The sequence below is a fragment of the Acinetobacter sp. GW821-FHT01C12 genome, assembly GCF_059422625.1.
The window spans coordinates 89613-115710 of sequence record NZ_JBWKXD010000005.1 but is presented as its reverse complement, the minus strand read 5'-3'; the positions used below and the strand labels follow the sequence as shown (position 1 = coordinate 115710).

The 26098-nt window shown below is 38.5% G+C and carries 25 protein-coding genes; 18 read left to right on the top strand and 7 right to left on the bottom strand.

What is annotated here, in order from left to right; all coding sequences use genetic code 11:
* Positions 1-191: 191 nt before the first annotated feature.
* Positions 192-1325 carry an acyl-CoA dehydrogenase family protein gene (locus AC07WY_RS13790; RefSeq protein ID WP_419335818.1) on the bottom strand — a complete coding sequence of 378 codons (1134 nt, stop codon included), beginning with the start codon at positions 1323-1325 and terminating at the stop codon, positions 192-194.
* A gap of 206 nt (positions 1326-1531) precedes the next feature.
* Positions 1532-2302, bottom strand: coding sequence for a 3-hydroxyacyl-CoA dehydrogenase (locus AC07WY_RS13785; RefSeq protein ID WP_004719394.1), 771 nt, complete (start codon positions 2300-2302; stop codon positions 1532-1534).
* 191 nt (positions 2303-2493) lie between these two features.
* Here AC07WY_RS13785 and AC07WY_RS13780 point away from each other — a divergent pair, with 191 nt between their 5' ends.
* The 5 genes from AC07WY_RS13780 to AC07WY_RS13760 all read left to right on the top strand — a co-directional run bounded on the left by AC07WY_RS13780 (position 2494) and on the right by AC07WY_RS13760 (position 7211).
* Positions 2494-3522, top strand: a complete 1029-nt coding sequence (locus AC07WY_RS13780) for an AraC family transcriptional regulator (RefSeq protein ID WP_494736524.1) — start codon at positions 2494-2496, stop codon at positions 3520-3522.
* A 225-nt stretch (positions 3523-3747) separates the two neighbouring features.
* Entirely contained in the window at positions 3748-4095 is a 348-nt protein-coding gene (locus tag AC07WY_RS13775; protein ID WP_004719389.1) for a hypothetical protein, read from the top strand.
* A gap of 276 nt (positions 4096-4371) precedes the next feature.
* A complete protein-coding gene (locus tag AC07WY_RS13770) occupies positions 4372-5355 on the top strand; it encodes an aliphatic sulfonate ABC transporter substrate-binding protein (protein ID WP_494736523.1) in 984 nt (327 codons plus the stop codon).
* Positions 5355-6188 (top strand): ABC transporter permease, encoded by an 834-nt coding sequence (locus AC07WY_RS13765; protein ID WP_262086398.1) that lies wholly within the window; start codon positions 5355-5357, stop codon positions 6186-6188. The genes AC07WY_RS13770 and AC07WY_RS13765 overlap by 1 nt, the downstream gene beginning before the upstream one ends.
* Before the next feature lie 111 nt (positions 6189-6299).
* On the top strand, positions 6300-7211 hold the full coding sequence (locus AC07WY_RS13760; RefSeq protein ID WP_494736522.1) for a bestrophin family protein: 912 nt from the start codon (positions 6300-6302) through the stop codon (positions 7209-7211).
* Between the two features lie 147 nt (positions 7212-7358).
* Here AC07WY_RS13760 and prmC read toward each other — a convergent pair whose 3' ends face one another.
* Entirely contained in the window at positions 7359-8177 is an 819-nt protein-coding gene (gene prmC, locus AC07WY_RS13755; RefSeq protein WP_262086399.1) for a peptide chain release factor N(5)-glutamine methyltransferase, read from the bottom strand.
* Positions 8177-9265 carry a peptide chain release factor 1 gene (prfA, locus tag AC07WY_RS13750; RefSeq protein ID WP_004719378.1) on the bottom strand — a complete coding sequence of 363 codons (1089 nt, stop codon included), beginning with the start codon at positions 9263-9265 and terminating at the stop codon, positions 8177-8179. Before prfA ends, prmC begins: the two co-directional genes overlap by 1 nt.
* A 390-nt stretch (positions 9266-9655) precedes the next feature.
* Between prfA and AC07WY_RS13745 the strand changes: the two genes are divergently transcribed.
* Positions 9656-10087, top strand: a complete 432-nt coding sequence (locus tag AC07WY_RS13745; RefSeq protein ID WP_004822418.1) for a YMGG-like glycine zipper-containing protein — start codon at positions 9656-9658, stop codon at positions 10085-10087.
* 66 nt (positions 10088-10153) lie between these two features.
* Here the strand turns inward: AC07WY_RS13745 and AC07WY_RS13740 are convergent, their stop codons facing one another.
* Complete coding sequence (locus tag AC07WY_RS13740) at positions 10154-10651, bottom strand: GNAT family N-acetyltransferase (protein ID WP_494736521.1); 498 nt, start codon at positions 10649-10651, stop codon at positions 10154-10156.
* Positions 10652-11288: 637 nt separating this feature from the next.
* Between AC07WY_RS13740 and AC07WY_RS13735 the strand changes: the two genes are divergently transcribed.
* The 5 genes from AC07WY_RS13735 (at position 11289) to AC07WY_RS13715 (ending at position 15449) form a co-directional block, all read left to right on the top strand.
* On the top strand, positions 11289-11828 hold the full coding sequence (locus AC07WY_RS13735; protein ID WP_209828544.1) for a glycine zipper domain-containing protein: 540 nt from the start codon (positions 11289-11291) through the stop codon (positions 11826-11828).
* Between the two features lie 169 nt (positions 11829-11997).
* Positions 11998-13011, top strand: coding sequence for an LLM class flavin-dependent oxidoreductase (locus AC07WY_RS13730; protein WP_262086401.1), 1014 nt, complete (start codon positions 11998-12000; stop codon positions 13009-13011).
* Between the two features lie 237 nt (positions 13012-13248).
* Positions 13249-13731 carry an inner membrane protein YiaA gene (yiaA, locus tag AC07WY_RS13725; RefSeq protein ID WP_262086402.1) on the top strand — a complete coding sequence of 161 codons (483 nt, stop codon included), beginning with the start codon at positions 13249-13251 and terminating at the stop codon, positions 13729-13731.
* Between the two features lie 213 nt (positions 13732-13944).
* Positions 13945-14874 (top strand): hypothetical protein, encoded by a 930-nt coding sequence (locus tag AC07WY_RS13720; RefSeq protein ID WP_004822426.1) that lies wholly within the window; start codon positions 13945-13947, stop codon positions 14872-14874.
* Positions 14875-14891: 17 nt separating this feature from the next.
* Positions 14892-15449, top strand: coding sequence for a flavoprotein (locus AC07WY_RS13715; protein ID WP_494736520.1), 558 nt, complete (start codon positions 14892-14894; stop codon positions 15447-15449).
* A gap of 50 nt (positions 15450-15499) precedes the next feature.
* Here the strand turns inward: AC07WY_RS13715 and AC07WY_RS13710 are convergent, their stop codons facing one another.
* Both AC07WY_RS13710 and ppsR read right to left on the bottom strand, forming a co-directional pair.
* Complete coding sequence (locus AC07WY_RS13710) at positions 15500-16252, bottom strand: hypothetical protein (RefSeq protein ID WP_494736519.1); 753 nt, start codon at positions 16250-16252, stop codon at positions 15500-15502.
* Positions 16253-16364: 112 nt separating this feature from the next.
* Entirely contained in the window at positions 16365-17201 is an 837-nt protein-coding gene (gene ppsR, locus AC07WY_RS13705; protein ID WP_004719361.1) for a posphoenolpyruvate synthetase regulatory kinase/phosphorylase PpsR, read from the bottom strand.
* Positions 17202-17355: 154 nt separating this feature from the next.
* On the opposite strand from ppsR, the gene ppsA reads away from it, so the two are divergent.
* The 7 genes from ppsA to cyoE all read left to right on the top strand — a co-directional run bounded on the left by ppsA (position 17356) and on the right by cyoE (position 26076).
* Entirely contained in the window at positions 17356-19734 is a 2379-nt protein-coding gene (gene ppsA, locus AC07WY_RS13700) for a phosphoenolpyruvate synthase (RefSeq protein WP_004719359.1), read from the top strand.
* A 374-nt stretch (positions 19735-20108) separates the two neighbouring features.
* Positions 20109-20888: an RDD family protein gene (locus tag AC07WY_RS13695; RefSeq protein WP_034613420.1), complete on the top strand. Its 780-nt coding sequence runs from the start codon at positions 20109-20111 to the stop codon at positions 20886-20888.
* A 295-nt stretch (positions 20889-21183) separates the two neighbouring features.
* Positions 21184-22248 carry a ubiquinol oxidase subunit II gene (gene cyoA / locus AC07WY_RS13690; RefSeq protein WP_004822435.1) on the top strand — a complete coding sequence of 355 codons (1065 nt, stop codon included), beginning with the start codon at positions 21184-21186 and terminating at the stop codon, positions 22246-22248.
* Between the two features lie 3 nt (positions 22249-22251).
* Complete coding sequence (cyoB, locus tag AC07WY_RS13685) at positions 22252-24243, top strand: cytochrome o ubiquinol oxidase subunit I (protein WP_004719352.1); 1992 nt, start codon at positions 22252-22254, stop codon at positions 24241-24243.
* Between the two features lie 4 nt (positions 24244-24247).
* Positions 24248-24868, top strand: a complete 621-nt coding sequence (gene cyoC / locus AC07WY_RS13680; RefSeq protein ID WP_056512630.1) for a cytochrome o ubiquinol oxidase subunit III — start codon at positions 24248-24250, stop codon at positions 24866-24868.
* Entirely contained in the window at positions 24865-25191 is a 327-nt protein-coding gene (gene cyoD / locus AC07WY_RS13675; protein ID WP_171066910.1) for a cytochrome o ubiquinol oxidase subunit IV, read from the top strand. Before cyoC ends, cyoD begins: the two co-directional genes overlap by 4 nt.
* Positions 25192-25197: 6 nt before the next feature.
* Complete coding sequence (cyoE, locus tag AC07WY_RS13670; protein WP_004719345.1) at positions 25198-26076, top strand: heme o synthase; 879 nt, start codon at positions 25198-25200, stop codon at positions 26074-26076.
* The last annotated feature ends 22 nt before the right edge of the window (positions 26077-26098 follow it).

The following is a 26098-nucleotide window of genomic DNA, read 5'->3' as shown; positions in this document are numbered from 1 at the left end:
TCATTCAACATGTGTTCCTATGCGTATAGATAACCATGATTAGAAATCACACACAATTTCCAAATACCTCAATTGTATTGCGGTTTTTGAACATCTGCTTTTGCTGTCATGGTGGAAGGCTTTAAAATAAAAAAGACCAGTGCGAAGCTGGTCTTGAGATAGAATTTTGATACGCTAATCTAAAATTGAACTTACTGAATCACCGCTCTTGCGATAACTAAACGTTGAATATCGGAAGCGCCTTCATAAATCTGACTGACGCGAACGTCTCGATAGATTCGCTCTACTGGAAAATCAGCGACATAGCCATAACCACCATGAATTTGTATCGCATCTGAACAGACTTTTTCAGCAATTTCAGATGCAAATAACTTCGCCATTGATGCTTCTTTTAGACAAGCTAAACCTGCATCTTTTAAACTTGCGGCATGGTAAATCAACTGCCGTGCTGCTTCGATTTGAGTAGCCATATCGGCTAAGCGAAATGCCACAGCCTGATGTTGTACCAACTCCACTCCGAAAGTTTTACGCTGATTGGCATATTCAACCGCAGCATCCAACGCTGCTCGTGCCATTCCCACACATTGCGCGGCAATACCAATGCGACCTGACTCTAAATTCGACAGGGCGATTTTATATCCTTCACCCTCTTTTCCTAATATGTTCTCAGCAGGAATCCGACAATTCTCAAAAACAATTGTTGCGGTATCTGAGCAATGTTGTCCCATTTTGTCTTCAATTCGAGAAACGATATAACCTTCTGTATTGGTTGGAACGATAAAACAAGAAATGCCTTTCTTTGCTGCGGATTTATCCGTAATTGCAAATACAATGGCCACTTGCGCATGCTGTCCAGAAGTAATGAATTGTTTGGTTCCATTAATTACCCACGAATCACCATCACGTTCTGCTTTACATAGTAAAGCACCTGCGTCTGAACCCGCCTGTGGTTCCGTTAAACAGAAACAGCCAAGCCATTGACCTGTTGCCAATGGCATTAAGTAGTCTTGTTTTTGTTGGTCTGTCCCATATTTTTGGATAATTCCACAAGGCAAAGAATTTTGTACGCTGACAATGGTTGAAATTGCACCATCTCCTGCGGCAATTTCTTCAATTGCCGTCACCAAGGAAATATAGTCCAAACCTGCGCCACCCCATTGATCAGACACGGTCATGCCTAATGCACCCAGTTCACCCAACTCTTTGAGTTCTTGATGAGGAAATTTTGCAGTTTTATCACGTTCAGCAGCTGTGGGTTTAAGTTTATTCTGCGAATAATTTCGCATCATTTCCTGAACCATTTTTTGTTCATCATTGAGAATCATTTGAGCATCCCTCTCAGCACTTTTAAATTTTAAATCACTGCAATCATGATCAGCGACCAATCAAAATCTCGTTGTTTATATAAATTTAGGCTAAAGTCTGCCTAACATGATGGTTTAGATCATGTCAGGCAGTATTCAATTTTTTAAAGGTTTGCTATTGCTTACGTTAAAGCAAAGTTAGAAATAAGCAGACGGATTAGACCAGATTACTTTGGCTGCATACGGATTGCGCCGTCTAATCGAATTGTTTCACCATTTAAATAGCTATTTTCACAAATATGACCAACAAGCTGTGCAAACTCTTCAGGCTTCGCAAGGCGTTTAGGAAAAGGCACCATTTCACCCAACGCATCTTGAACATTTTGTGGTAATGATTTCAACATCGGGGTTTCCATAATCCCTGGTGCAATGGTCATCACACGGATGGCATGTTGCGCAAGTTCTCGCGCCAAAGGTAATGTCATTGCAACAACAGCACCTTTAGATGCAGCATAAGCGGATTGACCAATTTGGCCATCAAACGCAGCCACTGAAGCAGTGTTAATAATCACACCACGATCTTCTTCACCTGCTGGTAACGCATAACGAGAAATGACATCTGCGGCAAAACGCAGCATGTTAAATGTTCCTGCGACATTAATATTCAATACTTTTTGAAATGCGTCTAAAGCATGGATGCCATTTTTACCTAGTACTTTGGCAGATGGACCAATCCCTGCACAATTAATTAAGCCATTTAATTGAGCATAATCCTGCTCCACATTTTTAAAGAATTGTTCAACAGCAACTTCATCGGTCACATCAAGTTGAACAAATTTGGATTTTTCACCTAAGCGCTTCTGCATTTCTTCGCCAAGCTGGTGATTCATATCCACCATGATCACTTTCGCACCTTGACCAATCAAATGTGTGGCTGTCGCTGCACCTAATCCAGATGCACCACCAGTCACAACAAAAACTTTTCCTTCAATTTTCATTTTATTTTCCTAGTTCATTGTTTGAATTGAGCAGTTTAAATGATGAATTAAACCCACTTTCGACTTAAGATGCAGAGTAAACATAGTCAAGCTTGAGTACAATTTCCAAAAGTTGCATCCTGTATGATGTATTTGGACAATTTAAACATCTTTTTGGAAAACTTTAGTCACAAAACACGTCTCACAAGATAATGGAATACACTGTGAACAATCAACAATTCAGTGAAAGCAAAGGCACAATTTCAATTGCACTGGTACATGAGGCGCTGAGCAGTGCCCAAGATAAGGGCTATGATATACAGCAGATTTTGCATGATGCAGAGATACCGCTGGAAATATTTCATGCAACCAAATCACGTATTGCTGTTTCAGCTTATGCAAAACTTTGGACTAAAATAGCAGACCATATGAATGATGAGTTCTTTGGCATGGACTCGCATCAGATGCGACGCGGTTGTTATAAATTATTGTCTAAAATGGTCATGCAAGCGGATACCCTACAGACAGCGATTGAACAAATTTTGCAATATTTTAATTTTGTCTTGGATGACTTCACCAGCAAACTGATTATTGATGAAAATTATGCATACATTGTCATTACAGATAAATTACAAACTAAGCGTATGTTCTGCTATGCCACTTATATTATGTTGATTCACAGTTTGATCTGTTGGTTAGTAGATCAAAGAATTTTACTCAATCAATTACAATTAAAATGCACGCCTCCTGAAGATGACAGCGATTATCGCGTTCGATTCTGTGAAAATATTACTTACCAAGCAGATGAGAATTATCTGCAATTCGATGCAAACTACTTAAACATTCAAATCAAACGCGATCAAAAGTCTTGGTATGGTTTTATTAAAAATACCCCTGAAAATCTACTATTAAGATTTAAGAATCCTTTGGCTTTAAGTTCAATGATTCGTAAGCAATTACTTTCTATTGCTCCTGCTGAATGGTTAGAACTCGGTGAACTATCAGCACAGCTCAATATTTCAGAAGCCACTATACAACGCCGTTTAAAAAATGAAGGCAGCAGTTACCAACAACTCAAAAATGATATACGGCGAGATATGGCGATTGAACTACTTGGTAAAACCACACATACCTTACAAGACATCAGTGAGCTGTTGAATTTTCAGGATGCCAGCGCATTTCATCGCGCATTTAAAAAATGGACTGGGGTAAGTCCAGGTGCTTATAGAGAACCCAAATAACCTTGATAACATCGTTAAAAAAACTCAGTTTTCAGTAAAACTTATTTAAAATCAAAATTATAATAAAAAATATATCAATATAAAGGCAAGCTCGATATTTACAGCTTATCTGAATAAGGTTGCAAATTAATCAATAATGGTATATTTAATACCCAATTTAAAGCAGGTTTTCTGCTTATTTCCTGTGGTACCCTCCTCCCCTTTAATCACTTTTAGGTCACTAACATGATTAAGATGATTGATGTACTAGAGCAAAATCTAGTTCAAAACTTTATCCATTCCCTTTCTGCTCAAACTGAACATTTAGATGAGCTTATCGAAGGTATTTTAAAAGCTTCAGATCATGACTTTGAACATGCCATGAATGATTTTTTCAAAACCAATGATGCTGCAGAAGTCGCACAAGCGCTTGATATTCACCAAGAGCGATTAGATGCAATTCAATCAGGCTTAGCAATGAAAAAAGAAAACATTGCTGATACTGCAAAAATTGTTGCGCTTTGTCTGGCACTTGAAACCAATGCATTAGACCAAGTTGAAATTGCAGACAGTCTGGAAGATTATCCAGTTTAATTTGCCCAATCCCAAAATGCCTCTGTATAGAGGCATTTTTTATGTCTAATGACTAAAATTTAATTAGAATATTTTTTTATAACTCATTTCAATAATCATCTATTCAACAAACAAATATGCATACTTTAAAAACATAAATTTATTCATATAGTTAAACTAATATTTTTTACATTTCATATTTTAAGAAGTGAATATCTGTTTTTCTTTTTTGTACTTTCACCCTAAAAAATATACATATCTAACTCTGTGTTTCTCTTTGAATTTTATGGGGTATGTATGAACGTTTTTAGCAAAAAAATGACGCGCTTAGTTTCCACCTTAGCCTTAAGCTTAACCGCAATGTATTCTTTTGCAGCCATCCCAACAACATTGAAATTAGACTATGCCTATTACGCCCCAACAAGTTTAGTGGTTAAAGAACAAAAGCTGTTAGAAAAAGCCTTACCCAAAACAGAGGTCAAATGGGTGTTTAGCCAAGGCAGTAACCGTTCACTTGAATATTTAAACAGTGGCAGTATCGATTTCGCCTCTACCGCGGGTTTAGCAGCAGTATTAAGTCGTGCCAATGGCAGTCCGATTAAAACGGTTTATATCCAAAGCCAGCCAGAATGGACTGCATTAGTCGTTGCTAAAAACTCAGCAATCAAATCCTTAAAAGACCTCAAAGGGAAAAAAATTGCTGCAACCAAAGGTACAGATCCATTCTTATTTACGCTTCAAGCACTTGAAACCGTCGGCTTAAATAAACGCGATGTGCAATTGGTACATCTACAACATCCAGATGGGAAAACAGCTTTAGAACGTGGTCAGGTAGATGCTTGGGCTGGTCTTGATCCACTGATGGCATCTGCACAATTACAATCAGGTGCAAAACTGCTCTATCGCAATATCGCTTTTAATAGTTACAGCGTGTTAAGTGTAAAAGATCAATTTAGTACCCAAAGCCCAGAAGCAGTTGAGGCTGTAATTAAAGCTTATGAACAAGCACGTAAATGGGCAAAAGCCAATCCTGATAAACTTGCACAATTATTAGCACGTGAAGCAAAATTGCCACTTGAAGTGGCGAAGTTGCAATTGAGTCGAACTAATCTAGATCAAAACATTCCAACCGCGAAACAGCTTAATGCGCTAAAGAAAGCAGGCACTATTTTGACTGAAGAGGAACTGGTTCGAAAAGGCACTAATGTAAATCAAGTTGTAGATCAACTATTTGACAGCAAATATGCACAAAAGGTCATTGGCAAGGTTGCTGAGAAGTAATGACAAAGTCTACACATACCCAATCGACGCAAAGCGAATCAAATGTACGTATAGCGCAGGCGAGTTTAAACAAACCTGCCTTTAAGGCCAATGTTTTAAAATGGGTAAAAGGAATTATACTTCCGTTGCTGCTCATTTTATTATGCGAGTATTTAGTTCGTTTTGGATGGATTGAGTCTTATCTGCTCCCTGCCCCAAGTAGCTTAGTTGACTCATTCAAGCAGCTTGCCGCAGGTGATTTATTGAACCATATCTATACCAGTACTTGGCGTGTTTTTTTAGGTTTTTTTATTGGTAGCCTATTGGGGCTCATTTTTGCAATTGCAGTGGGTTTAAACAAACACATTGAAGAATTTTTAGAACCTACATTTTCAGCGATCAAATCTATTCCAAGTCTTGCTTGGATTCCGTTATTGCTTTTGTGGTTAGGCATTGATGAGGCCTCAAAAATTACCTTAATCGCGATTGGTGCATTCTTTCCCACCTATACCAATAGCGTATCTGCCATACATGGTGTTGATTCAAAGTTGTTAGAAGTGGCAAAAGTATACCGTCTGACCTATCTACAAAGTATCTTCCAAATTGTTCTGCCTGCCGCATCGCCTGGAATTCTCGTTGGACTCAGAAACAGTTTAAGCCTAGCGTGGATGTTTATGATTGCAGCAGAACTGATTGCAGCGACACAAGGTATCGGTTATCTGCTCAGTGATGGTCGAGAAACCTCACGGCCCGATATTGTGATTATTGCGATTATCTTACTGGCTGTCCTCGGCAAACTCACAGACAGTCTAATGAAATTGATTGAAAACTGGTTTTTACGTTGGAGAACATAAACCATTCAAAATACGGCTTTTAATCAGCCGTATTTTTAAATTGCTTATTTGCAACTTGCATTTCTGCTTTTCTCTATGAAACACTGTCGCAGTAATATTTAGGTAGACAGTATGATCATTCGTGATAAAAGTAACAGCTTCGCACTACTCTTTGCTTGGCACGGCACCATTCTTCCCAAAGTCTTACCTGCATTAACTTTTGTTGTGCTGATCTCTACAGTTCTGGTTTATCTATCATCACATCACTATTTTACAATTCCTGCTGTACCTGCAATTGGGTTTACCGTGTTCGGGATTATCCTTTCTATCTTCTTAAGCTTTAGAAATACTGCATGTTATGATCGTTGGTGGGAGGGTCGTAAACTCTGGGGTGCCTTGATTGCAACCTCACGCCATCTTTCTCGTGACACACATGTTTTACAAGAAAACCTGCGTAAAGTTTTAATGTATCGTGTGATGCTATTTACCCGTTTATTAAGAAATCGTTTACGCAATCAAAATCAGTCCATTGAATTTTATAAAAATAAAGTTGATTTAGATGAATTAAGCTTTAGCCAACTGGCAAACCACATAAATGCTGCACAATTTGTTTTAGAGGAAATCCAAAAATCTTTAGTGCAATCACTTAAATCAGGTGAAATTTCTGACATTATCTATCAAGGTTTAAATCATCATATTGTTGCTATGGGTAATATTCAGGCTGGCTGTGATCGCATTCTAACCACCCCATTGCCTTATTCTTATTCAGTCTTATTACATCGCACAGTATATTGCTTTTGTTTAATTTTGCCGTTTAGTTTAGAAGCAAGTTTAGGGATTTGGACACCCGTCATCGTCAGTTTAATTGCTTATTTATTTTTGGGACTAGATGCTTTGAGTGCTCAGCTTGAAGAACCATTTGGCCTACAAGAAAATGATTTACCTTTAGATTCAATTACTCGTTTAATTGAAAGAGAAATGCACAGCTCTTTGGGTGAAAAACTCTTAGAGCCGATTCAATTGGTGAAAAGTAATTTGACTTAGCTGGTTTTTCTAAAGGCTATATTCCCCCCCTTAGCTTTAAAATACAGCGAATTCTTTTAATACTTTTTATTCGCCAATAAAAAAGACTTTGTTGGATAAGCAACCACCGCCATCCAACAAAGTCTTTTTAGATATAGCAATGCAAAACTAATTTGGCCACTGACCTAGTGTGACACGATCATTACCGCCATAGTCTTTCACGGTTCTGACTTGTTTAAAACCAGCACCTTTAAAAATGTTTTGTACCGCTTCAGCTTGATCATAACCATGCTCAAGTACGATCCAACCTTGAGTCGCCAACCATTTTTTACCTTGCTGAATAATATGTTCAATATCCGCTAAACCATGCTGCTCAGCAACTAAAGCTCGTTCAGGCTCAGAAGCAAGATGCGGCATATGCTCATCATCAGCATCAATATAAGGTGGATTAGAAACTATCACATCAAAAAATTGACGATTCAAAGCTTTAAACCAACTTCCTAGAAAAAACTTCACCTGCCCTAAGTCATGTTTTTCAGCATTATGTAAAGCAACCTCTAAAGTCGGCTCATAAATATCTGTGGCAATAATAGACCAATTTGGACGCTCACTTGCCAGCGATAATGCGATCGCACCTGTACCCGTACCTAAATCAACCATACGAGTATCTTCAGGCAAATCAAGATTTAAAACCGTTTCAACCAATACCTCAGTATCTGGACGAGGGACTAAAGTGTCTCTGGTAACGGTTAAATCCAAAGTCCAAAATGGTTGTGAGCCAGTTACATAAGCCAAGGGTTCACCCGCAGCAATCCGCGCTAGACCCTCAACATATTGCTGTTCTTGCTCAGCAGTTAATTCTTGCGTAGATTTAAGTGACAAATCAAAAGCATCAATTTTTAAAATATGCTCAAGTAACCAAGCATTTTCTTGACGCTCATAACTTTCAGCTTCTCCACGTAAGGCCAAAGCCTGTGCAATATTCATTAACCACCATTTTGTTGTGCAAGCATCGCCAACTGATCTGCTTGATATTCGCGATGTAAGCTGTCAAGTAGCTCAGTCAAATCACCTTCCATTACTGCATCTAACTTATATAAAGTTAAATTGATACGGTGATCTGTCATACGGCCTTGTGGATAGTTATATGTGCGGATACGTTCCGAACGATCCCCTGAACCCACCAAATCACGACGCATTTCGGATGTTGCTGCATCGGCTGCAGCACGTTTCGCATTCTCTAAACGTGAAGCCAGTAACGCCATCGCTTTTGCTTTGTTTTTATGCTGTGAACGTTCATCCTGACATTCCACAACAGTACCTGTTGGAAGATGGGTAATACGTACAGCAGAATCAGTTTTGTTAATGTGCTGACCACCCGCACCAGAAGCACGGTAAGTATCAATACGTAGATCCGCAGCATTAATCTCTACTGTGGTGTCTACATCAACCTCTGGAAGAATTGCCACAGTACATGCCGAAGTATGTACACGACCTTGTGACTCAGTGGCTGGAACACGTTGTACACGATGCGCCCCGCTTTCAAACTTCAAGCGACCGTAAACACCTTCACCATTCACTAGACAGATAATCTCTTTATATCCGCCATGCTCACCTTCATTTTCAGATAAGATCTCAATACGCCAGTTTTGAGTTTCAGCGTATTTACTATACATACGGAATAAGTCACCTGAGAAAATCGCAGCTTCATCACCACCGGTACCAGCTCGGATTTCCAAATATGCCGAGTTGGCATCATTTGGGTCTTTAGGAATCATGAGAATATTCAACTCAGCTTCAAGTTGTTCAATTAAAGCTTTGTTCTCTTTGATTTCCTCAACAGCCATATCCTTAAAATCTGGATCTGTTAACATTGCTTCTGCTGTTTCAATATCTTCTTCAGCTTGCTTGTACTTTTTCCAAACATCGGTAATTTCTGATAAATCATTATGCTCACGCGACAAATTACGAAAACGCTTATTGTCTGAAATGACTTCAACATCTGCCAATAATGCTTCTAACTCTTCATGTCGATCACAAAGTTGGTCTAATCGTAAACGTAACGATTCTTTCATTTTAAATACATTCTCAAGCTAAGCCTTACCAAAAAACATTGAGCTTTATAACAGCCCATTTAAAATTGGTAAGAAAATTCTAAAATTGTGCCTAGTTTACCGATTCTGCCATTTAAATGACACATTTATATAAGCGCCATCAAGATAAGCTGTAGAATTTATAGCAAGATGATCCGCATGATTTTTGATTAGATGCTTTTATTCTCCATTATTCATGCTATTTGTTAACTAATATGGGTGTTTTAAAATCACTTTTAATAGAAAACATACATTCAGATACCAAACGCTATCAATTTTCAGATCCCTCTCCACATTTTTTGGAAAAATTTTTGTTACATTTGCCACATCGAATAGAGATAGAACTGTCCAGATAAGGACATGGAGCAACACATGAAATTTAATACGATCATATTTAGTACTGTATTGGCAGTAACTTCAATATTTACAGTAAGTGCTCATGCTGATAACTCAACACGTATTGCAGCAACTTCTGCTCTAGGTAGTGTCGTTGGTACTGCTGTAGGTAAACAAATCGGTGGTAACACGGGCGCAATGATTGGTTCAGCAGTAGGCGGTGCAGGTGGTGCTGCAGCATCAACCAATAGAAAAGACCGTACTGCGGCTGCAATCGGTGGTGGTTTAGGTGGTGTTGGTGGCTATACCGTAGGTAAAAATATGGGTGGTACCACAGGCGGTTATATTGGTGCTGCTGCAGGTGCGGCGGGTGGTTCGGTTCTCGGTAAAAAAGTTTCTCAAGACCGCCATGCAGATCAACGTAAGTACAATAAAAAGTACTATAAAAAACACCGTCGTCATCACTAATTGATCCTTGAACGATATCAAGCACCTTCGGGTGCTTTTTTATTTTTCACATTACTCTTCTCCTTTTTATTCAAATTTTTTTTCAAAAAAAATCACCTGCATATTAAAAAAATGAGAAGCATATCTTTGTATAAATCCAAGTTTAAGCAACAGTTGATGTGCAGCAGCATTATTTAATTCAGAAAACGCGATGACCGATTGAAAACCTCTAGCTTGAATATCTTCACATAATTTGATTGCAGCTTCTTTTATATAGCCCTTTCGCCTTTCTTGTTTTAGCAAACGAAATCCTAATTCAACGGTTTGATTACCATTCAATACGCATTTTTCAAAACCACAATATCCAATAATTTGCTGAGTTGCTTTTAAGTAAATCGCCATTTTTGCATAGCCATATTCCTTATAATGTTTCTCAATCTCCCAAAATCGCACTATGGCAGACTCAGTCGTTAAAACCCCATTGGGAGAAAAAGCCATAAAATCTTCATCCTGAAATAAAGCAGAGATTTCCAATAAATCTTTTTCCATAAATGGTTTTAAAATTAAGCGTTCAGTTTCTATCATTTGTCTTTAGCCCGAGCGATTCTTCATATTTATTCACATATCAATATCACGTTTCTTTATAGTCAAACCCCCTAATTATTTATACAAATGATTTTCATCCAGTTATTGATCATCAATGAAGCTAATGTTTTTTGTATGAAATCGAGAAGTTTTGGCTATGAATAAGTTTTTGTATTTGTGAATCCTAGATGGTTAACCTACTGTGGGGCGACATCGATGTCGCCATGTTGGGTGGAGGTATTTAAATTTTGAATGTAAGGTGTGGCATTGCAAGCTTTTTATCATTAAACAATTTATTTTTCCATACAATTGATTTAATTAAAAATGCTAATTAAGAGAAATTATATTCTTGTATATAAGTTTTTTAGCCGGTTGACTATATGTTCTAGCTATATATTGGTAGAGCTGCATCTCAACAGATATTTTAATATTAAAATATCATCATGATTGTTACGACAACAATATTGCCCTCATAAGCTCAATACAAACTAATCATGAATAAATTAATCAGCCAAATATACAATCCACACACAAAACACAGAAATTGCTTACATTCAAATCCATAATTATTGCTAAATGTTTCGTTATTCTAGCCTCAAGTTAAAGAATTCGAAGAAGCTTCGATCAGGAGTTTAAAATGAAATTACAAGCAATCCTTGGTGCAACTGTAATTGCAGCAACAATGATGACGACTGCACATGCAGGCAACTCAACCAATACAGCATTAACATCTGCTCTTGGTGGTGTGGTGGGTGCTGCGATTGGCCAACAAATGGGTGGTTCAACAGGCGCGATGATTGGTTCTGCAATCGGTGGTGGTGTTGGCGCAGGCGCTTCATCAAATAAACGTGATCGTAATGGTGCGATCATCGGTGGTGCGTTAGGTAGTGCTGGTGGTTATACCGTAGGTCGTAATGTTACGGGTACTTCAACTGGTGGCTATATTGGCGCAGGTCTTGGTGCTGCAGGTGGTTCGGCATTAGGTCAAAAAGTCAGTAACGACCGTCGTTATGACGACCGCTATGACAACCGTTATGGACGTTATAATGATCGATATGATCGTGGCGGTTACCGTAATGTTGATTATCGCTACAATGACCGTGGCTATCGTAAAGACAATGGCAATCATTATGGTCACTACAAAAACAAGAATCATTGGAATAACTGGAAAAATTAATTTCAGTCCAAAATTAATATCCAATCATTTAAATCAAGCACCTTCGGGTGCTTAATTTGTTTTTGGACAATAAAATCAACATCAAAACCACCAAATATCGATACTTTTCGATATACATTTGCACACTTACATCGTATTATTTCGATATATATTATTTTCGAGTTTAAAAATGTCGTCTTTAACAGATACCGCATTAAAGAATACGAAGTTCTCTATCCTAGAACTCGCACCTGTTCGAGAAGATCAAACAGTTGAGTTTTCACTTAAGCACGCATTGCAACTTGCTCAGCATGCTGAACTGTTGGGCTTTGATCGCCTTTGGTTAGCTGAACATCATAATATGGACGGTATCGCCAGCTCCGCAACTGCTGTATTGCTGGGTTACATCTTAGCCAATACAAAAAATATTAAAGTGGGCTCGGGAGGGATTATGTTACCCAACCATGCACCTTTAGTGGTTGCTGAACAGTTTGGTACCTTGGCAACCCTCTATCCGAATCGTATTGAACTCGGCTTAGGTCGTGCGCCTGGAACAGATCCAACCACCATGCGTGCATTAAGACGTGGTCGTCAAGAAACAGAAGAGCAATTTCCACAAGATGTTTTAGAAATTTTAAGCTATTTCGCCGACGCAGTGCCTCAGCAAAGAATTAAAGCAACACCTGGGCAAGGTACGCATGTGCCTGTATGGCTTTTAGGATCGAGCCTTTTTAGCGCACAACTGGCGGCTAAATTAGGACTTCCTTATTCATTTGCCTCACATTTTGCACCGAGAATGTTAGGTCAAGCCATTCAGCTCTATCGTGACAATTTTGAACCATCCGACTATTTAGACAAACCATTTGTATCTATGGGGGTTCCTACTGTGGTCGCCGAAACCGATGAGGAAGCGGAGTATCTAGCCACAAGTGTGTATCAACGTATTCTTGCATTACTGACAGGACAAAGTTTAAAACTAAAACCGCCTGTAGCAACAATGGAAGGCCGATGGTCTGCATCAGAGAAAATGTCAGTACAAAATTTCTTAGGTATGGCGCAAATTGGCTCACCAGACACAGTGAAGAACGGTTTAAAGCAACTTTTAGAAAAATATCAGGTAGATGAATTTATTTTCACTTGCGATATTTATGATACACAGAAGCGCCTAGACAACTTTAGTTTATTGATGGATTTAAAAAAATAATACAAATCAATCATGTTTTCCTCTTTACCAAAATGAAATGACAAATTTCATTTTGGCTTTTTTTGATTTAACTGTCTTACATCCTAAGTATCTAATTGATTTAAAATACTATTTATTAATTTCTACACTTAAACACTATTTGAATTAGCTCTCATAAATTGAAAAGATTTGCCATCTCATTTCAAATCAGCATAATAGAACATATAAAAATCAGTAAAATAGTAATAAGGAACAACAATGAACCAATATATCAATAAGCCCACCCCTGCTTTTATTGCAGTCAGTTGGGTGGCTTTGCTTGCTGGTGCGGCTGCCTACTGTGTCGGTTTATTCAATGCACAAATTCTATTAAATGAAAAAGGCTATTATTTAATCCTGATCCTATATGGTCTATTTTCTGCTGTTTCACTACAAAAAGTTGTTCGGGATAAACTTGAAGGGCAGCCAGTCACAGCAATTTATTATGGACTGTGCTGGGCTTCAGTGGTGATCTGTATCGTTCTGCTCGCATTAGGTTTATGGAATGCGACCATGGCACTCAGTGAGAAAGGTTTTTATATCATGGCTTTTTTACTTAGCCTCTTCGGTGCTGTTGCTGTACAAAAGAATATTCGAGACTTGGAATATCTCAGAACGAATTCACAGTCTGAATTGCCTCAGCCCCACGCTGTTCAACAAGTTGAAGTTAAAGAACTTGAAACACCAGAAGATAAATTTTAATTGTTAAACAATCTATTGCTCAAAATGATAAGACTTGTCCTTTTATGACAAGTCTTTCTTTTTATCTCAATCACTTAGCTAAATTTTCACATTCAAAATCAAACCATTACTGGGTTGATATTTTTCATCATTCCACAATGAATATCTTTGCCAATTAATTCACAGAAATATTAAATAAAATGCAATGAAATCCTTATTTTTGATAGATTTGCTATGGCCTCAATTGACTTAGAAAAAATGTTAGATAAAGTCAAAAATACACAATGGACTTTATCCGATATTGATTGGGATGCACCAGGTCGAGAGCTGGTTACAGCTGAACAATGGCCAAAACTTAAAGACTTTATGGCAGATCTGATGTGGATTGAGCATGTAGGTGCCCGTGCATTTTCGGCAATGTCAAAAAAAGCGCCAACAGCAACTTTACGGGAGATGTACGCCATCTTCCATGCCGAAGAACAACGCCATGCCAATGCAGAAATGGCGCTCATGAAACGTTGGGGAATGTTAGATGGTGATATCCCTAAACCAAATAAAAATTTACGCTTAATTATTGAATGGCTAGATACCTATGCCGATGAAATGCCTTTTTATATTTTAGGTGCAGTGATTCCCATGCTTGAAGTGGCTTTGGATGGCGCTTTATGTACCTTTTTATTGGATACTGTAGATGATCCTGTTTGCCACCAAGCCTTTGAACTGATTAATGGTGATGAGGCACGGCATTTAGGTGTGGGTTTTAGTGTAATGGAAGCACAAGGGATCAATAAAAGCGTTATTGAGCTTGCCCAAATGGCTGCACGAGTAATCGACCCACGTTTGATGCTGGGTATTTTGGCCTACCTACCATTGATTAATAAAATGCGTGACAACGTCATTAAGCTCGGGCTTCCTGAAGAAAAATTATATGCAGCAATGAATAAATTTTCGAAAATTGGCGGAAGAACAGCGGAAGGACGCCGTAACCCATGGTTCCAAATCATTCAATTTCATGGCAAAAATGTAGTAGATCGCAATAAAAAATGGTTCCATATCCCGATTGATGCCATGGTTAGCGTGACTGACAAGATTCCTGAAAAGTCTTTACCTAAAGTCCCAAGTTGGATATATCAATTAACGTCAGAACCCACTGCGACCAATTAGTATAAAAAGGAAATAATATGCTCGATAGGAAAAAGAGTCAAAATGAAGGTTTTTTTCAAAATCAGCCGGAATTTTTTAAGCATTATAAAGGTAAAATTATTGCATCTACTGAGATTAAACTCACCGATTTTAGCGGTTTAAACGTGGCAATTATTGGTGCAAATCAACTTACAGTCACCCATCTTGGCCACGTTTTAAACAGTGCTGAATTTGTAAAAGTGTTTCAAATCACACCCGCTTTTATTTTACCGCAAACTGAAAAAGGGGTTCAAAAGTTAATTTCGCACCCTTTGATTATCAAAAATCGTCGTTTGTTTAATCATCGTGTTAAATCAATGTTGGCGATTCGTTATCTAGAGTCGCAAGTTCAGGAACAATGGTTAAAACGTCAGTTGATGCCGAACTCTGCGTTAAAGAGTAAAGTATTTTTAAAATCAGATACTTACTATACAGCATTACAACGTAAAAACTGTAAATTAATCACTTGGCCAGTCGTTAAAATTACTGAAAATGCAGTACAAAGTATGGAAGGAATTGAACATTTAGTGGATGTGATTATTACCACTTACGAATAATAGCTTGAAAAGGTTTGAATAAAAGAGGCCTTTAGGCCTCTTTTATTTAATTATTTGACCACACCACTGTAACGATAACCCTGTGGAGCTTTTTGATAACGTAAATAGTTATTGGTCAATTTTCCTGAAGCATTCACCACCAATATATCGATATTTTTTAAGTCTTTTGAGATACGGATAAAATCTTCAGCAGAACGCTCCCATTCCTGACAATCATTTTCAACACCAATTGAATCAAGTTTTTGAGTCTTGGTTTCAAAAATGGGGTGCGCGACAAATTTGCCGTTGTTCAATACAAAGGAGTGAATGCGATAGCCCCTTGAACAAGTACTATTAATAAATAGACTGGTGACTAAATAAACGTCCTGATTTTTAATTTTGACTTGCGCAATTTTATCAATAAATCCCACTTGCGCTAACTCTTGGGACGCCAATCCACTGCTTCGCTTCACCTGAATTAAACTATATGGCTCTCTCATCGTTCCCCCAGCAGAAACGTCCATTGTATAAAATTTGATTTTTCGATCAGGGCTATAATGGATATCCAGCATATTTTTTTCAGTGAGTTTTGCAAACGAATATGCAAAACTCGATGAATCATTTTTAATTTTACTTTCAATTTCGCTGGAAATTTTTTCATTGTACTGATCACATTCAGCACGCCCTGAACAGGTTTTTTGATAATATTTTTCAACCAACCCATTTTCAAATTTGCTCAATGATTCAGCATTGGTTTGTTGTGCAAATATACTTTGTCCACTTACAAGTATGAAAAATGAACTTACTTTTAATATCTTATTCATATAACAAATCACACTATAAAAAATAATAAACATAAAAGAAAAAGAGCCAAATCTTGATTCAGCTCAATACTGTTGTTACACCACAACACACATCAAAAAATAAAATGATGGATTATCCAATACGACGTTTTAGCCCTGTCATTTGTAAAACGCGTGTTGAAATTTCTTCAATCGACATCTCTGAAACATTTAAATATTTAATCCCTTCAGAAATATAGATCCCTTCAACAGCGCGCAGCTCCATCTGACACTGCGAAAAGCTCGCATAGCGACTATTGGCTTTACGTTCAGAACGAATGGCAACGAGACGTTCAGCATCAATCATCAAACCAAATAGTTTATTTTTATGTTCTTTCAGTACCGCAGGTAAACGGTTATCGTCTAAATCTTCTTCGGTCAATGGGTAGTTTGCAACTCGAATACCAAACTGCAAAGATAAATAAATTGAAGTTGGAGTTTTACCAGAACGCGATACGCCGATCAGGATTAAATCTGCTTTGTCATAATGGCGGGTACGTGCCCCATCATCGTTATCCAAAGCAAAATGAACAGCATCAATACGTGCTTTATACGACTCAGAATCCGTCACAGCATGGGTTTGTCCGACTAAAGTTGTAGGCGGTGTACCTAAAACGTCCGACAACTTACTAATAAGCCCTTCAAAAACATCAAGATTTACGGCATTTGCAGTGTTAATAATGTCACGAACATAAGGGTCAACCAAAGTATCGAATACCAAAGGTTGTTGACCATCTTTATCTGCCCTTTTATTGATTTCTTCGACTACATTCATTGCAGCTTCTTCAGAGGTAATATAGGGAATAATATGGATATCAAACTTTACATGAGGAAATTGCGCTAATAATGAATGCCCAAGGGTTTCAGCCGTAATCGCTGTACCATCAGAAATAAAAAATACGCTCCGCTTTATTTGGTTACTTTCTGACATTAAAAATCTCCTCAAACATTTGTCTTAGCGATGTATAATCTTTATAGTAAGCCCATCTTACATGACTATCACTTAGTTGAATCAAAATGCTAAGTTTTTTGTTATAATTTCATGCCAAGATAGTGATTAATACTGCATAAGTGGAGTAACAACTTTGGAAGCACGCGTAATCGGTCTGGAAAAACTAGGTAAACACGACGTTGAGATCGTGGGTGGTAAAAACTCTTCACTTGGGGAAATGATCAGTCATTTAGCAAATGCTGGTGTATCGGTTCCAGGTGGATTTGCAACGACTGCTGATGCATATCGCGAATTCCTAGAGCAAAGTGGCCTAAATGCTAAAATCAATGCAGAACTTGCAGCATTAAATGTTGATGATGTAATCGCACTGGCAGAAACTGGTGCAAAAATCCGTCAATGGATTGTAGAAACTCCACTTACTACAGGTCTAGAGACTGAAGTTCGCGAAGCATTTGCTGCCCTTTCTAACGGTAATCCTGACATCGCTGTTGCGGTACGTTCTTCTGCAACTGCTGAAGACTTACCAGATGCTTCATTTGCGGGTCAACAAGAAACTTTCTTAAACATTCGTGGGATCGACAACGTTCTTATCGCAATTAAAGAAGTTTTTGCTTCACTTTATAATGACCGTGCCATTGCTTACCGTGTACACCAAAATTTTGCACATGATATTGTTGCGCTTTCTGCTGGTATTCAGCGTATGGTTCGCTCTGAAACGGGTGCTGCAGGTGTAATGTTTACACTTGATACAGAGTCTGGTTTCCGTGAGGCAGTATTTATTACTGCTTCTTACGGTTTAGGGGAAATGGTTGTACAAGGTGCAGTAAACCCTGACGAATTCTATGTTTCTAAGCCACTTCTAAGAAATGGCAAACATGCCGTTATTCGCCGTAATCTTGGTTCTAAACACCAAAAAATGATTTATGGTGAAGAAGGTGCTGCGGGTAAATCTGTTGTGGTTGTTGATGTTGAAAAAACAGATCGTCAACAATTTGCTTTAAATGATTTAGAGCTTCAAGAACTTGCTAAACAAGCCTTGATCATTGAAGAACATTATCAAGCACCGATGGATATCGAATGGGCAAAAGACGGTGATGATGGTCAAATCTATATCGTTCAAGCACGCCCTGAAACGGTAAAAAGCCGTGAGAATGTCGGCACAATGGAACGTTACCTCCTTAAACAAAAAGGTACAGTTCTTTGTGAAGGTCGTTCAATTGGTCAACGTATTGGTTCTGGTAAAGTTCGTATCGTTACCTCAATTAAAGAAATGGACAAAGTACAAGAAGGTGATGTTCTTGTATCTGACATGACTGACCCAGATTGGGAACCAGTGATGAAACGTGCGGCTGCAATTGTAACTAACCGTGGTGGTCGTACTTGTCATGCGGCAATTATTGCCCGTGAACTTGGTGTTCCTGCCATCGTAGGTTGTGGTAATGCAACAGAAGTGCTTGTTGATGGTCAAGAAGTCACTGTTTCTTGTGCTGAAGGTGATACAGGCTTTATTTATGAAGGTGCGCTAGATTTCGAAATTCAACGTAACTCGATCGAATCTATGCCTAAACTTCCGTTCAAAATTATGATGAACGTAGGTAACCCTGACCGTGCATTTGACTTTGCTCAAATTCCAAACGAAGGGATTGGTCTTGCACGTTTAGAATTCATCATCAACCGTATGATTGGTGTGCATCCAAAAGCTTTGTTAAACATTGACAGCCTACCACGCGAAACACGTGCGGCAGTTCTGGCACGTACCGCAGGTTATGCATCACCGATTGAATTCTATGTTGAAAAATTGGTTGAAGGTATTTCCACCCTTGCAGCTGCATTTGCTGACAAACCAGTAATTGTTCGTATGTCTGACTTTAAGTCGAATGAATATGCGAACTTGATTGGTGGTAAGCTTTACGAGCCTGAAGAAGAAAACCCAATGCTTGGTTTTCGTGGTGCGAGCCGTTATGTATCTGATAACTTCCGTGACTGCTTTGAACTCGAATGCCGTGCATTGAAAAAAGCACGTGATGAAATGGGTTTAACCAATATTCAAATCATGATTCCTTTTGTACGTACAGTATCTGAAGCGAAACGTGTTATTGAGTTATTAGCTCAGAACGGTCTTAGACGTGGTGAAAACGGTCTTAAAGTGATCATGATGTGCGAGTTACCTACAAACGCATTACTTGCTGAACAATTCCTTGAACACTTCGATGGTTTCTCTATCGGTTCAAATGACTTAACTCAGCTAACACTTGGTTTAGACCGTGACTCTGGTATCGTTTCTCACTTGTTTGACGAACGTGATCCAGCAGTAAAAGCATTACTTTCTATGGCAATTCATGCTTGCCGTAAAGCGGGTAAATATGTAGGTATCTGTGGTCAAGGTCCTTCTGATCACCCTGATCTTGCAAAATGGTTAATGGAACAAGGTATTGAATCTGTTTCATTAAACCCAGACTCAGTTTTAGATACTTGGTTCTTCCTTGCTGAAGAAAAGATTAAACAATCTTAATCAAAGCTGCTTAAAAAGACCCTCTAGCAGGGTCTTTTTTATGTATATTTTTTAAACTTTGATTTTAATATTCTATGAAATATCAGATTTAAGATTGGTAGTTTTTAACGTAGATGCAAATATTCGATATATCGTTGGTGTATTCAGTTTTCACATCTGTGTTTGAATGTTAAACCAAGTTTCAGGGCCACTCCTCTGCTGCTAAATAGGTTAATTTTTCTTGATATTTTAAGATTTCGTGTAAATTTAATGTTAATACATTCAAAAATCTAGTATACATAGTGGTTTAAAAAAGTAGGTGAACAAAGTTGCGGTTATGTTCATTTTCATCTACCAATTTTGTACTTTTAGATTTATTTTGAGAATTGAGTTTTATGCAAATTTACTTGGCGAGAAATAACCAACAAGCTGGTCCGTATTCAATTGAACAACTGAATCAAATGCTTGCAAGCCAGCAAGTACTTTTAACAGATTTAGCTTGGCATCAAGGATTAACGGAATGGAAAGCGCTTGGTGAACTTACACAAGGTAAACTTGTTTATGAGCCTATTGGTTATGTCACACCAACGTCATCAAACAACGAACAAATTGATCGTCAACAAAATCCTGCTATCACCAATATAAAAATTGAAAAAAGTACAAAAAAAATCATTAAAGCGGCACCTGTAGGCAAACGAATCTCAGCCAAACTTATCGATTTCGCCCTTTTGTTTTTACCCCAATTCATCGCTATTGCTTATTTTATGCCTGAAGATGCAATCAAAGTTGCTTCAGATGGTTTTTCAGTAGACAACCAAGTTAAAATTGCTGAAATGATCAGTCAAAGTATGCCAGCCTATCTGAATATTGCTCTGATGGTCTTTGTACTTATTCTCTTGATCACTCAATGCTTTATGATTACTAAATTTGGGCAATCTATTGGTAAAAAAATATTCAAACTGCAGATTGTTGATGTCAATACCAATCAATTGCCAGGGTCACTAAGAGGATTTTTTGTTCGTTCATTTTTATTTCTTATCCTGTCTCAAGTTATGAGCGTATTACCTCTGATTGCCATCATTTTCATTGTTGATTTGTTCATGTTTTTCTCTAAAGAGAATTATGCATTACATGATCGTATTTCTAAAACCAAAGTTATTGATCTTTCAGAATAATTCAAATGGCGGTTATACCGCCATTTTTTATCGCTCGCCAAGCACAAAATAATAATTTATGTTTTTGTTTTCCTTATAATTCCGACTAAAAATATCAGGTATTTTTACATCAATATATTCAACCTCTATGTATAGCTAAGTTTGACGATATGAGGCATAATGCCCTACAACGTAGCGGTGTCAGATCATTGAGAATGTTTTCTATTTAGAAATAATAGTCATTTTCAATCATGCGGCACTTTAATCGCTATCCCATATTTATATAGGGAATGGGACTCTTCACCGAGGTTGTAAAATGAGACAAACGACTTTAGCTGTATTGTCTTTATCTGCGATCGCCGCACTCTTAACTGGGTGTGGTGGTGATATAGTACTTCTAAACTCTAAAGGTCCAGTCGCTGAAGGTCAAAGTAGCCTGATGATGACTGCGATCTACTTAATGCTATTGGTCGTAATTCCTTCGATCTTGATGGCATTGTGGTTTGGTTGGAAATATCGCGCGTCAAATAAAGATGCAGACTATAAACCTACATGGGCACACTCTACTGCGATTGAAATTGTAGTATGGGGTATCCCATGTATTATTATTGCTATTCTTGCGTATTTAACATGGTGGGGTTCACACAAATATGACCCTTATAGACCATTAACGAATACTCAAGGTCAGATGGAAGAACATTTAAAAATTCAAGCAGTCGCTGAACAGTTTAAATGGGTATTTATCTATCCTGAACAACAAATAGCTACAATTAACGAAGTTCGTTTCCCAGTCAATAAACCAATTGAATTTCAAATCACTTCTAACTTTACAATGAACTCGTTCTTCATTCCTAAGTTAGCAGGTCAGGTTTATGCAATGGCAGGTATGCAAACTAAGTTACATATGCTTGCAGAACATCCAAGTCCAGCAGATGGCTACCGTGGATTCTCAGCAAACTATAGCGGCTATGGCTTTACGCAAATGCGTTTCAGAGCTCATGCTGTTTCAGATGCTGACTTCAACACTTGGGTAGACGCTATTAAAGCAGGTAAAGGTACTTCAATTAATCCTGAAGCGATCCAAAAAACCACGCTTGATGCGACTGAATTTGCTACGCTCAAAGATGGTGATCGTTCTAAACACCAAATTGAAGCAATGCTGAACAATGCGCATACTCCAGAAGAACTTAAAGCTGCACACGAAGCTGAACGTAAAGGTCCATTCCCTACTAAGCCTCATCCTGTGACTTATTATTCTTCAGTTACGCCTGACTTGTTCAAAAGCATTATCAACACTTACATGAGCAACTACCATGGTGCAGACCATGCAGGCGCTGAACATGCAGGTGCTGAACATGCAACTGCTTCTGTAGGGGAATAAGACATGTCTTTGTTATTAGGTAAACTCAATTGGGATGCAATCCCTAAAGAGCCGATTGTACTTGTAACAATGGTCATTATGGCTCTTGGTGCAATTGCAGTTTTCGGCGGTATCACCTATTTCAAAAAATGGGGTTACCTCTGGAATGTATGGTTTAAATCTGTAGACCATAAAAAAATTGGTATTATGTATATCCTTGTGTCTGTTGTGATGCTACTTCGTGGCTTCGCAGATGCAATCATGATGCGTCTTCAACTGTTCCTTGCAAAAGGTGGCGGTGAAGGTTACTTACATCCAGACCATTACGATCAGATCTTCACCGCACATGGTGTAATCATGATCTTCTTCGTAGCAATGGGTCTTGTTGTTGGTATGATGAACATCACTGTACCACTTCAAATTGGTGCGCGTGACGTTGCATTCCCATTATTAAACTCTGTGAGCTTCTGGTTATTTGCTGGTGCTGCTGGTTTGATGATGGTTTCACTAGTATTAGGTGAGTTTGCTGCAACAGGTTGGATGGCTTATCCACCTCTTTCTGGCATTCAATATTCTCCTGGTGTTGGTGTTGACTACTATATCTGGGCACTCCAGGTTTCTGGTCTAGGTACGCTTTTAACGGGTGTTAACTTCTTTGTTACCATCATCAAAATGCGTGCGCCTGGTATGAAACTTATGGACATGCCGATCTTTACTTGGACTGCACTTTGTACAGCAGTATTGATCATTGCATCTTTCCCAGTATTGACTGCAACAATTGCAATGTTAACGCTTGACCGTTACTTCGGTTTCCACTTCTTCACCAATGAGCTTGGCGGTAGCCCAATGCTTTATGTGAACTTGATTTGGACATGGGGTCACCCAGAAGTATATATCTTAGTATTACCTGCTTTTGGTCTTTACTCTGAAATCGTTTCAACGTTCTCTCGTAAAACGTTGTTCGGTTACAAGTCTATGGTGTATGCAACGATTGCGATTACAGTACTTGCTTTCGTGGTATGGTTACACCACTTCTTTACCATGGGTGCTGGTGCCAACGTTAACGCGTTCTTCGGTATCATGACCATGATTATTGCGATTCCTACTGGTGTGAAAATCTTCTCATGGTTATTCACTATGTATAAGGGTCGTATTACCTTTACATCACCAATGTACTGGACACTTGGCTTCCTTGTGACTTTCGGTATCGGTGGTTTAACGGGTGTATTGATGGCTGTTCCACCAGCGGACTTCTTGGTACACAACTCTTTATTCTTGATCGCTCACTTCCATAACGTAATTATTGGTGGTGTTGTATTTGGTATGTTCGCAGGTATCACTTTCTACTGGCCAAAAATGTTTGGTTGGAAGTTAAATGAAACTTGGGGTAAAGCATCGTTCTGGTTCTGGTTCTTTGGTTTCTATTTTGCATTCATGCCACTTTATATCCTTGGTTTCATGGGTATGACACGTCGTTTGAATACATATGATAACCCTGAATGGGACCCATACTTAGCAATTGCTTTGTTTGGTGCTGTGCTTGTAGCAATCGGTATTGCTTGTTTCTTAATGCAAGTTATTGTTGGTTTCTTACAACGTCACGACAACATGGACAACACAGGCGATCCATGGGATGGTCGTGTACTTGAATGGTCTACTTCATCCCCTGCTCCGTTCTATAACTTTGCTGAAATTCCAAAAATCAATGGTATTGATACTTTCTGGAATGACAAAGAGAATGGTGTAGCGTATGCACGTCCTGAGAAATATGAAGATATTCATATGCCAACTGACCGTGCTGCTGGTTTTGTTATTGCCTTGTTCATTACAGCAATGGGCTTCGCTTTAATCTGGCATATCTGGTGGTTAGTCGTTGCAACTTTCCTTGGTGCTGTTATCAGCTTCATCGTAAGTTCATTCACTAAAAAAGTGGACTACTACGTACCAGCTGCTGAAGTAGAACGTATCGAAAACGAGCGTTATGCTTTACTTGAAAAACACTTGAAGAAGGACTAAGGATATGGCTGAAGTACTTCATCACGACAACCACGGACACGATGAACATCATCATCACGATGATACAGACATCACCGTCTTTGGTTTCTGGACATACTTGATGAGTGACTTGATTTTATTCGGTACACTCTTCATCGCGTTCGCTGTATTAAGCAGTCATATTCCGCCTGGTACTCCAAGTCCAAAAGAGTTATTTGGTGAGTCTTTAGGTTTCGTACTTGTTGAAACCTTTGCTCTCTTGATTTCTTCTGTGACTTTCGGTTTTGCGGTACTTGCTTCTTACAAGAAAAATGTCAACCAAGTGCTTATGTGGTTAATTATCACTTGGCTCTTTGGTGCAACATTCATCGGTATGGAACTTTATGAGTTTAATCATTTAGTTCACGCTGGTCATGGTCCTAGCCACAGTGCGTTTTTGTCTGCGTTCTTTACCCTTGTAGGTACGCACGGTATCCACGTAACATCTGGTTTGGTCTGGATGATCGTATTAATGGTTCAAATCAAGAAAAATGGTTTGACTGTTCCAAATACACGTCGTCTTGCTTGCCTAAGTTTGTTCTGGCACTTCCTTGACATCGTTTGGATCTGTGTATTCAGCGTAGTTTATTTACTGGGAGCTTTATAATGAGTCATGATCATAATGCTGCTGGTGCTTCGCACGGAAACATCAAACAATACTCTATCGGCTTCATTCTTTCAGTTGTATTGACCATCATCCCTTTCGGGATGGTGATGAAAGGAATGACTGGTGGTGCAGTTGTTGCAACGATTGCGATCACTGCGATTGCTCAGGTTCTTGTACAATTAGTTTTCTTCTTGCACATGAATTCATCTTCTGAACAACGCTGGAATGTGATTGCATTCATCTATACGATTCTGACGATTGCAGTACTATTAATTGGTTCTGTATGGATCATGAACTACTTACATTCAAACATGATGCTCTAGGGTGTCATGTTGAAAAAATATCTATTCCTGACTAAGCCAGGAATTCTCTTTGGTAACTTCGTTACCACTTTGGGCGGCTTTTTCTTAGCCGCTCAAGGTTCTGTAGATTTCCTTTTACTTCTCATCACATTACTCGGTACTACGCTTGTCGTTGCCTCTGGCTGTGTGGTGAATAATGTCATTGACCAAGACATTGACCAAAAAATGCAACGTACAATGAATCGTGCGCTCGTCAAAAAAACCATCAGCCCAACAGTTGCTTTAATTTTTTCTGCTGTGCTCGGTTTAATTGGCTTTGCTTTGTTGTGGTTTTTTGTCAACGCCTACGCATTTGGCTTTGCTGTACTCGGCTTTGTTGTGTATGTGATTTTTTATAGTCTTTGGAGTAAACGTACTACCATTCACCAAACTGTGATTGGAAGTATTTCTGGCGCAAGCCCTCCTGTAATTGGATATACTGCTGTTTCCAACGGATTTGATGTTGCCGCTTTGCTGATTTTTTTAGCTTATGCACTCTGGCAAATGCCACATTCTTGGGGAATTGCAATCTATCGATTTGATGATTATAAAAATGCAAATATTCCAATTTTACCTGTAGCCCGTTCAATTTTTCGCACGAAAGTTGAAAGTTTAATTTACGTTATTCTGTTTGCTGCAGTTTTAAACGGATTGTATTGTTTTGGCTATACCAACATTTTCTTCCTTATTACCTTTAATGCTTTATGTGCCTATTGGGTATATTTGTCGATTATTGGATTTAAAGCTGAAAATGATCAGGTCTGGGCAAAAAAATATTTTTTGTATTCCGTCATTCTAATTACAGCGCTCAGTGTGAGCTTTAGTTTTAGTTATGTCTCCCCTGCACCTCATTTGCCACTGTTTTAAAAAAAGATAGAGTTCTCTCTAT

Coding starts and splice junctions, on each gene's coding strand:
- cyoE (WP_004719345.1), top strand. CDS start 25,198: ATGTTGAAAAAATATCTATTCCTGACTAAGCCAGGAATTCTCTTTGGT.
- AC07WY_RS13740 (WP_494736521.1), bottom strand. CDS start 10,651: ATGATAGAAACTGAACGCTTAATTTTAAAACCATTTATGGAAAAAGAT.
- AC07WY_RS13710 (WP_494736519.1), bottom strand. CDS start 16,252: ATGAATAAGATATTAAAAGTAAGTTCATTTTTCATACTTGTAAGTGGA.
- AC07WY_RS13720 (WP_004822426.1), top strand. CDS start 13,945: ATGGCCTCAATTGACTTAGAAAAAATGTTAGATAAAGTCAAAAATACA.
- AC07WY_RS13715 (WP_494736520.1), top strand. CDS start 14,892: ATGCTCGATAGGAAAAAGAGTCAAAATGAAGGTTTTTTTCAAAATCAG.
- AC07WY_RS13785 (WP_004719394.1), bottom strand. CDS start 2,302: ATGAAAATTGAAGGAAAAGTTTTTGTTGTGACTGGTGGTGCATCTGGA.
- cyoA (WP_004822435.1), top strand. CDS start 21,184: ATGAGACAAACGACTTTAGCTGTATTGTCTTTATCTGCGATCGCCGCA.
- AC07WY_RS13780 (WP_494736524.1), top strand. CDS start 2,494: ATGGAATACACTGTGAACAATCAACAATTCAGTGAAAGCAAAGGCACA.
- AC07WY_RS13730 (WP_262086401.1), top strand. CDS start 11,998: ATGTCGTCTTTAACAGATACCGCATTAAAGAATACGAAGTTCTCTATC.
- cyoC (WP_056512630.1), top strand. CDS start 24,248: ATGGCTGAAGTACTTCATCACGACAACCACGGACACGATGAACATCAT.
- AC07WY_RS13745 (WP_004822418.1), top strand. CDS start 9,656: ATGAAATTTAATACGATCATATTTAGTACTGTATTGGCAGTAACTTCA.
- AC07WY_RS13790 (WP_419335818.1), bottom strand. CDS start 1,325: ATGATTCTCAATGATGAACAAAAAATGGTTCAGGAAATGATGCGAAAT.
- prmC (WP_262086399.1), bottom strand. CDS start 8,177: ATGAATATTGCACAGGCTTTGGCCTTACGTGGAGAAGCTGAAAGTTAT.
- AC07WY_RS13695 (WP_034613420.1), top strand. CDS start 20,109: ATGCAAATTTACTTGGCGAGAAATAACCAACAAGCTGGTCCGTATTCA.
- AC07WY_RS13765 (WP_262086398.1), top strand. CDS start 5,355: ATGACAAAGTCTACACATACCCAATCGACGCAAAGCGAATCAAATGTA.
- AC07WY_RS13760 (WP_494736522.1), top strand. CDS start 6,300: ATGATCATTCGTGATAAAAGTAACAGCTTCGCACTACTCTTTGCTTGG.
- AC07WY_RS13735 (WP_209828544.1), top strand. CDS start 11,289: ATGAAATTACAAGCAATCCTTGGTGCAACTGTAATTGCAGCAACAATG.
- AC07WY_RS13775 (WP_004719389.1), top strand. CDS start 3,748: ATGATTAAGATGATTGATGTACTAGAGCAAAATCTAGTTCAAAACTTT.
- AC07WY_RS13770 (WP_494736523.1), top strand. CDS start 4,372: ATGAACGTTTTTAGCAAAAAAATGACGCGCTTAGTTTCCACCTTAGCC.
- prfA (WP_004719378.1), bottom strand. CDS start 9,265: ATGAAAGAATCGTTACGTTTACGATTAGACCAACTTTGTGATCGACAT.
- cyoB (WP_004719352.1), top strand. CDS start 22,252: ATGTCTTTGTTATTAGGTAAACTCAATTGGGATGCAATCCCTAAAGAG.
- yiaA (WP_262086402.1), top strand. CDS start 13,249: ATGAACCAATATATCAATAAGCCCACCCCTGCTTTTATTGCAGTCAGT.
- ppsR (WP_004719361.1), bottom strand. CDS start 17,201: ATGTCAGAAAGTAACCAAATAAAGCGGAGCGTATTTTTTATTTCTGAT.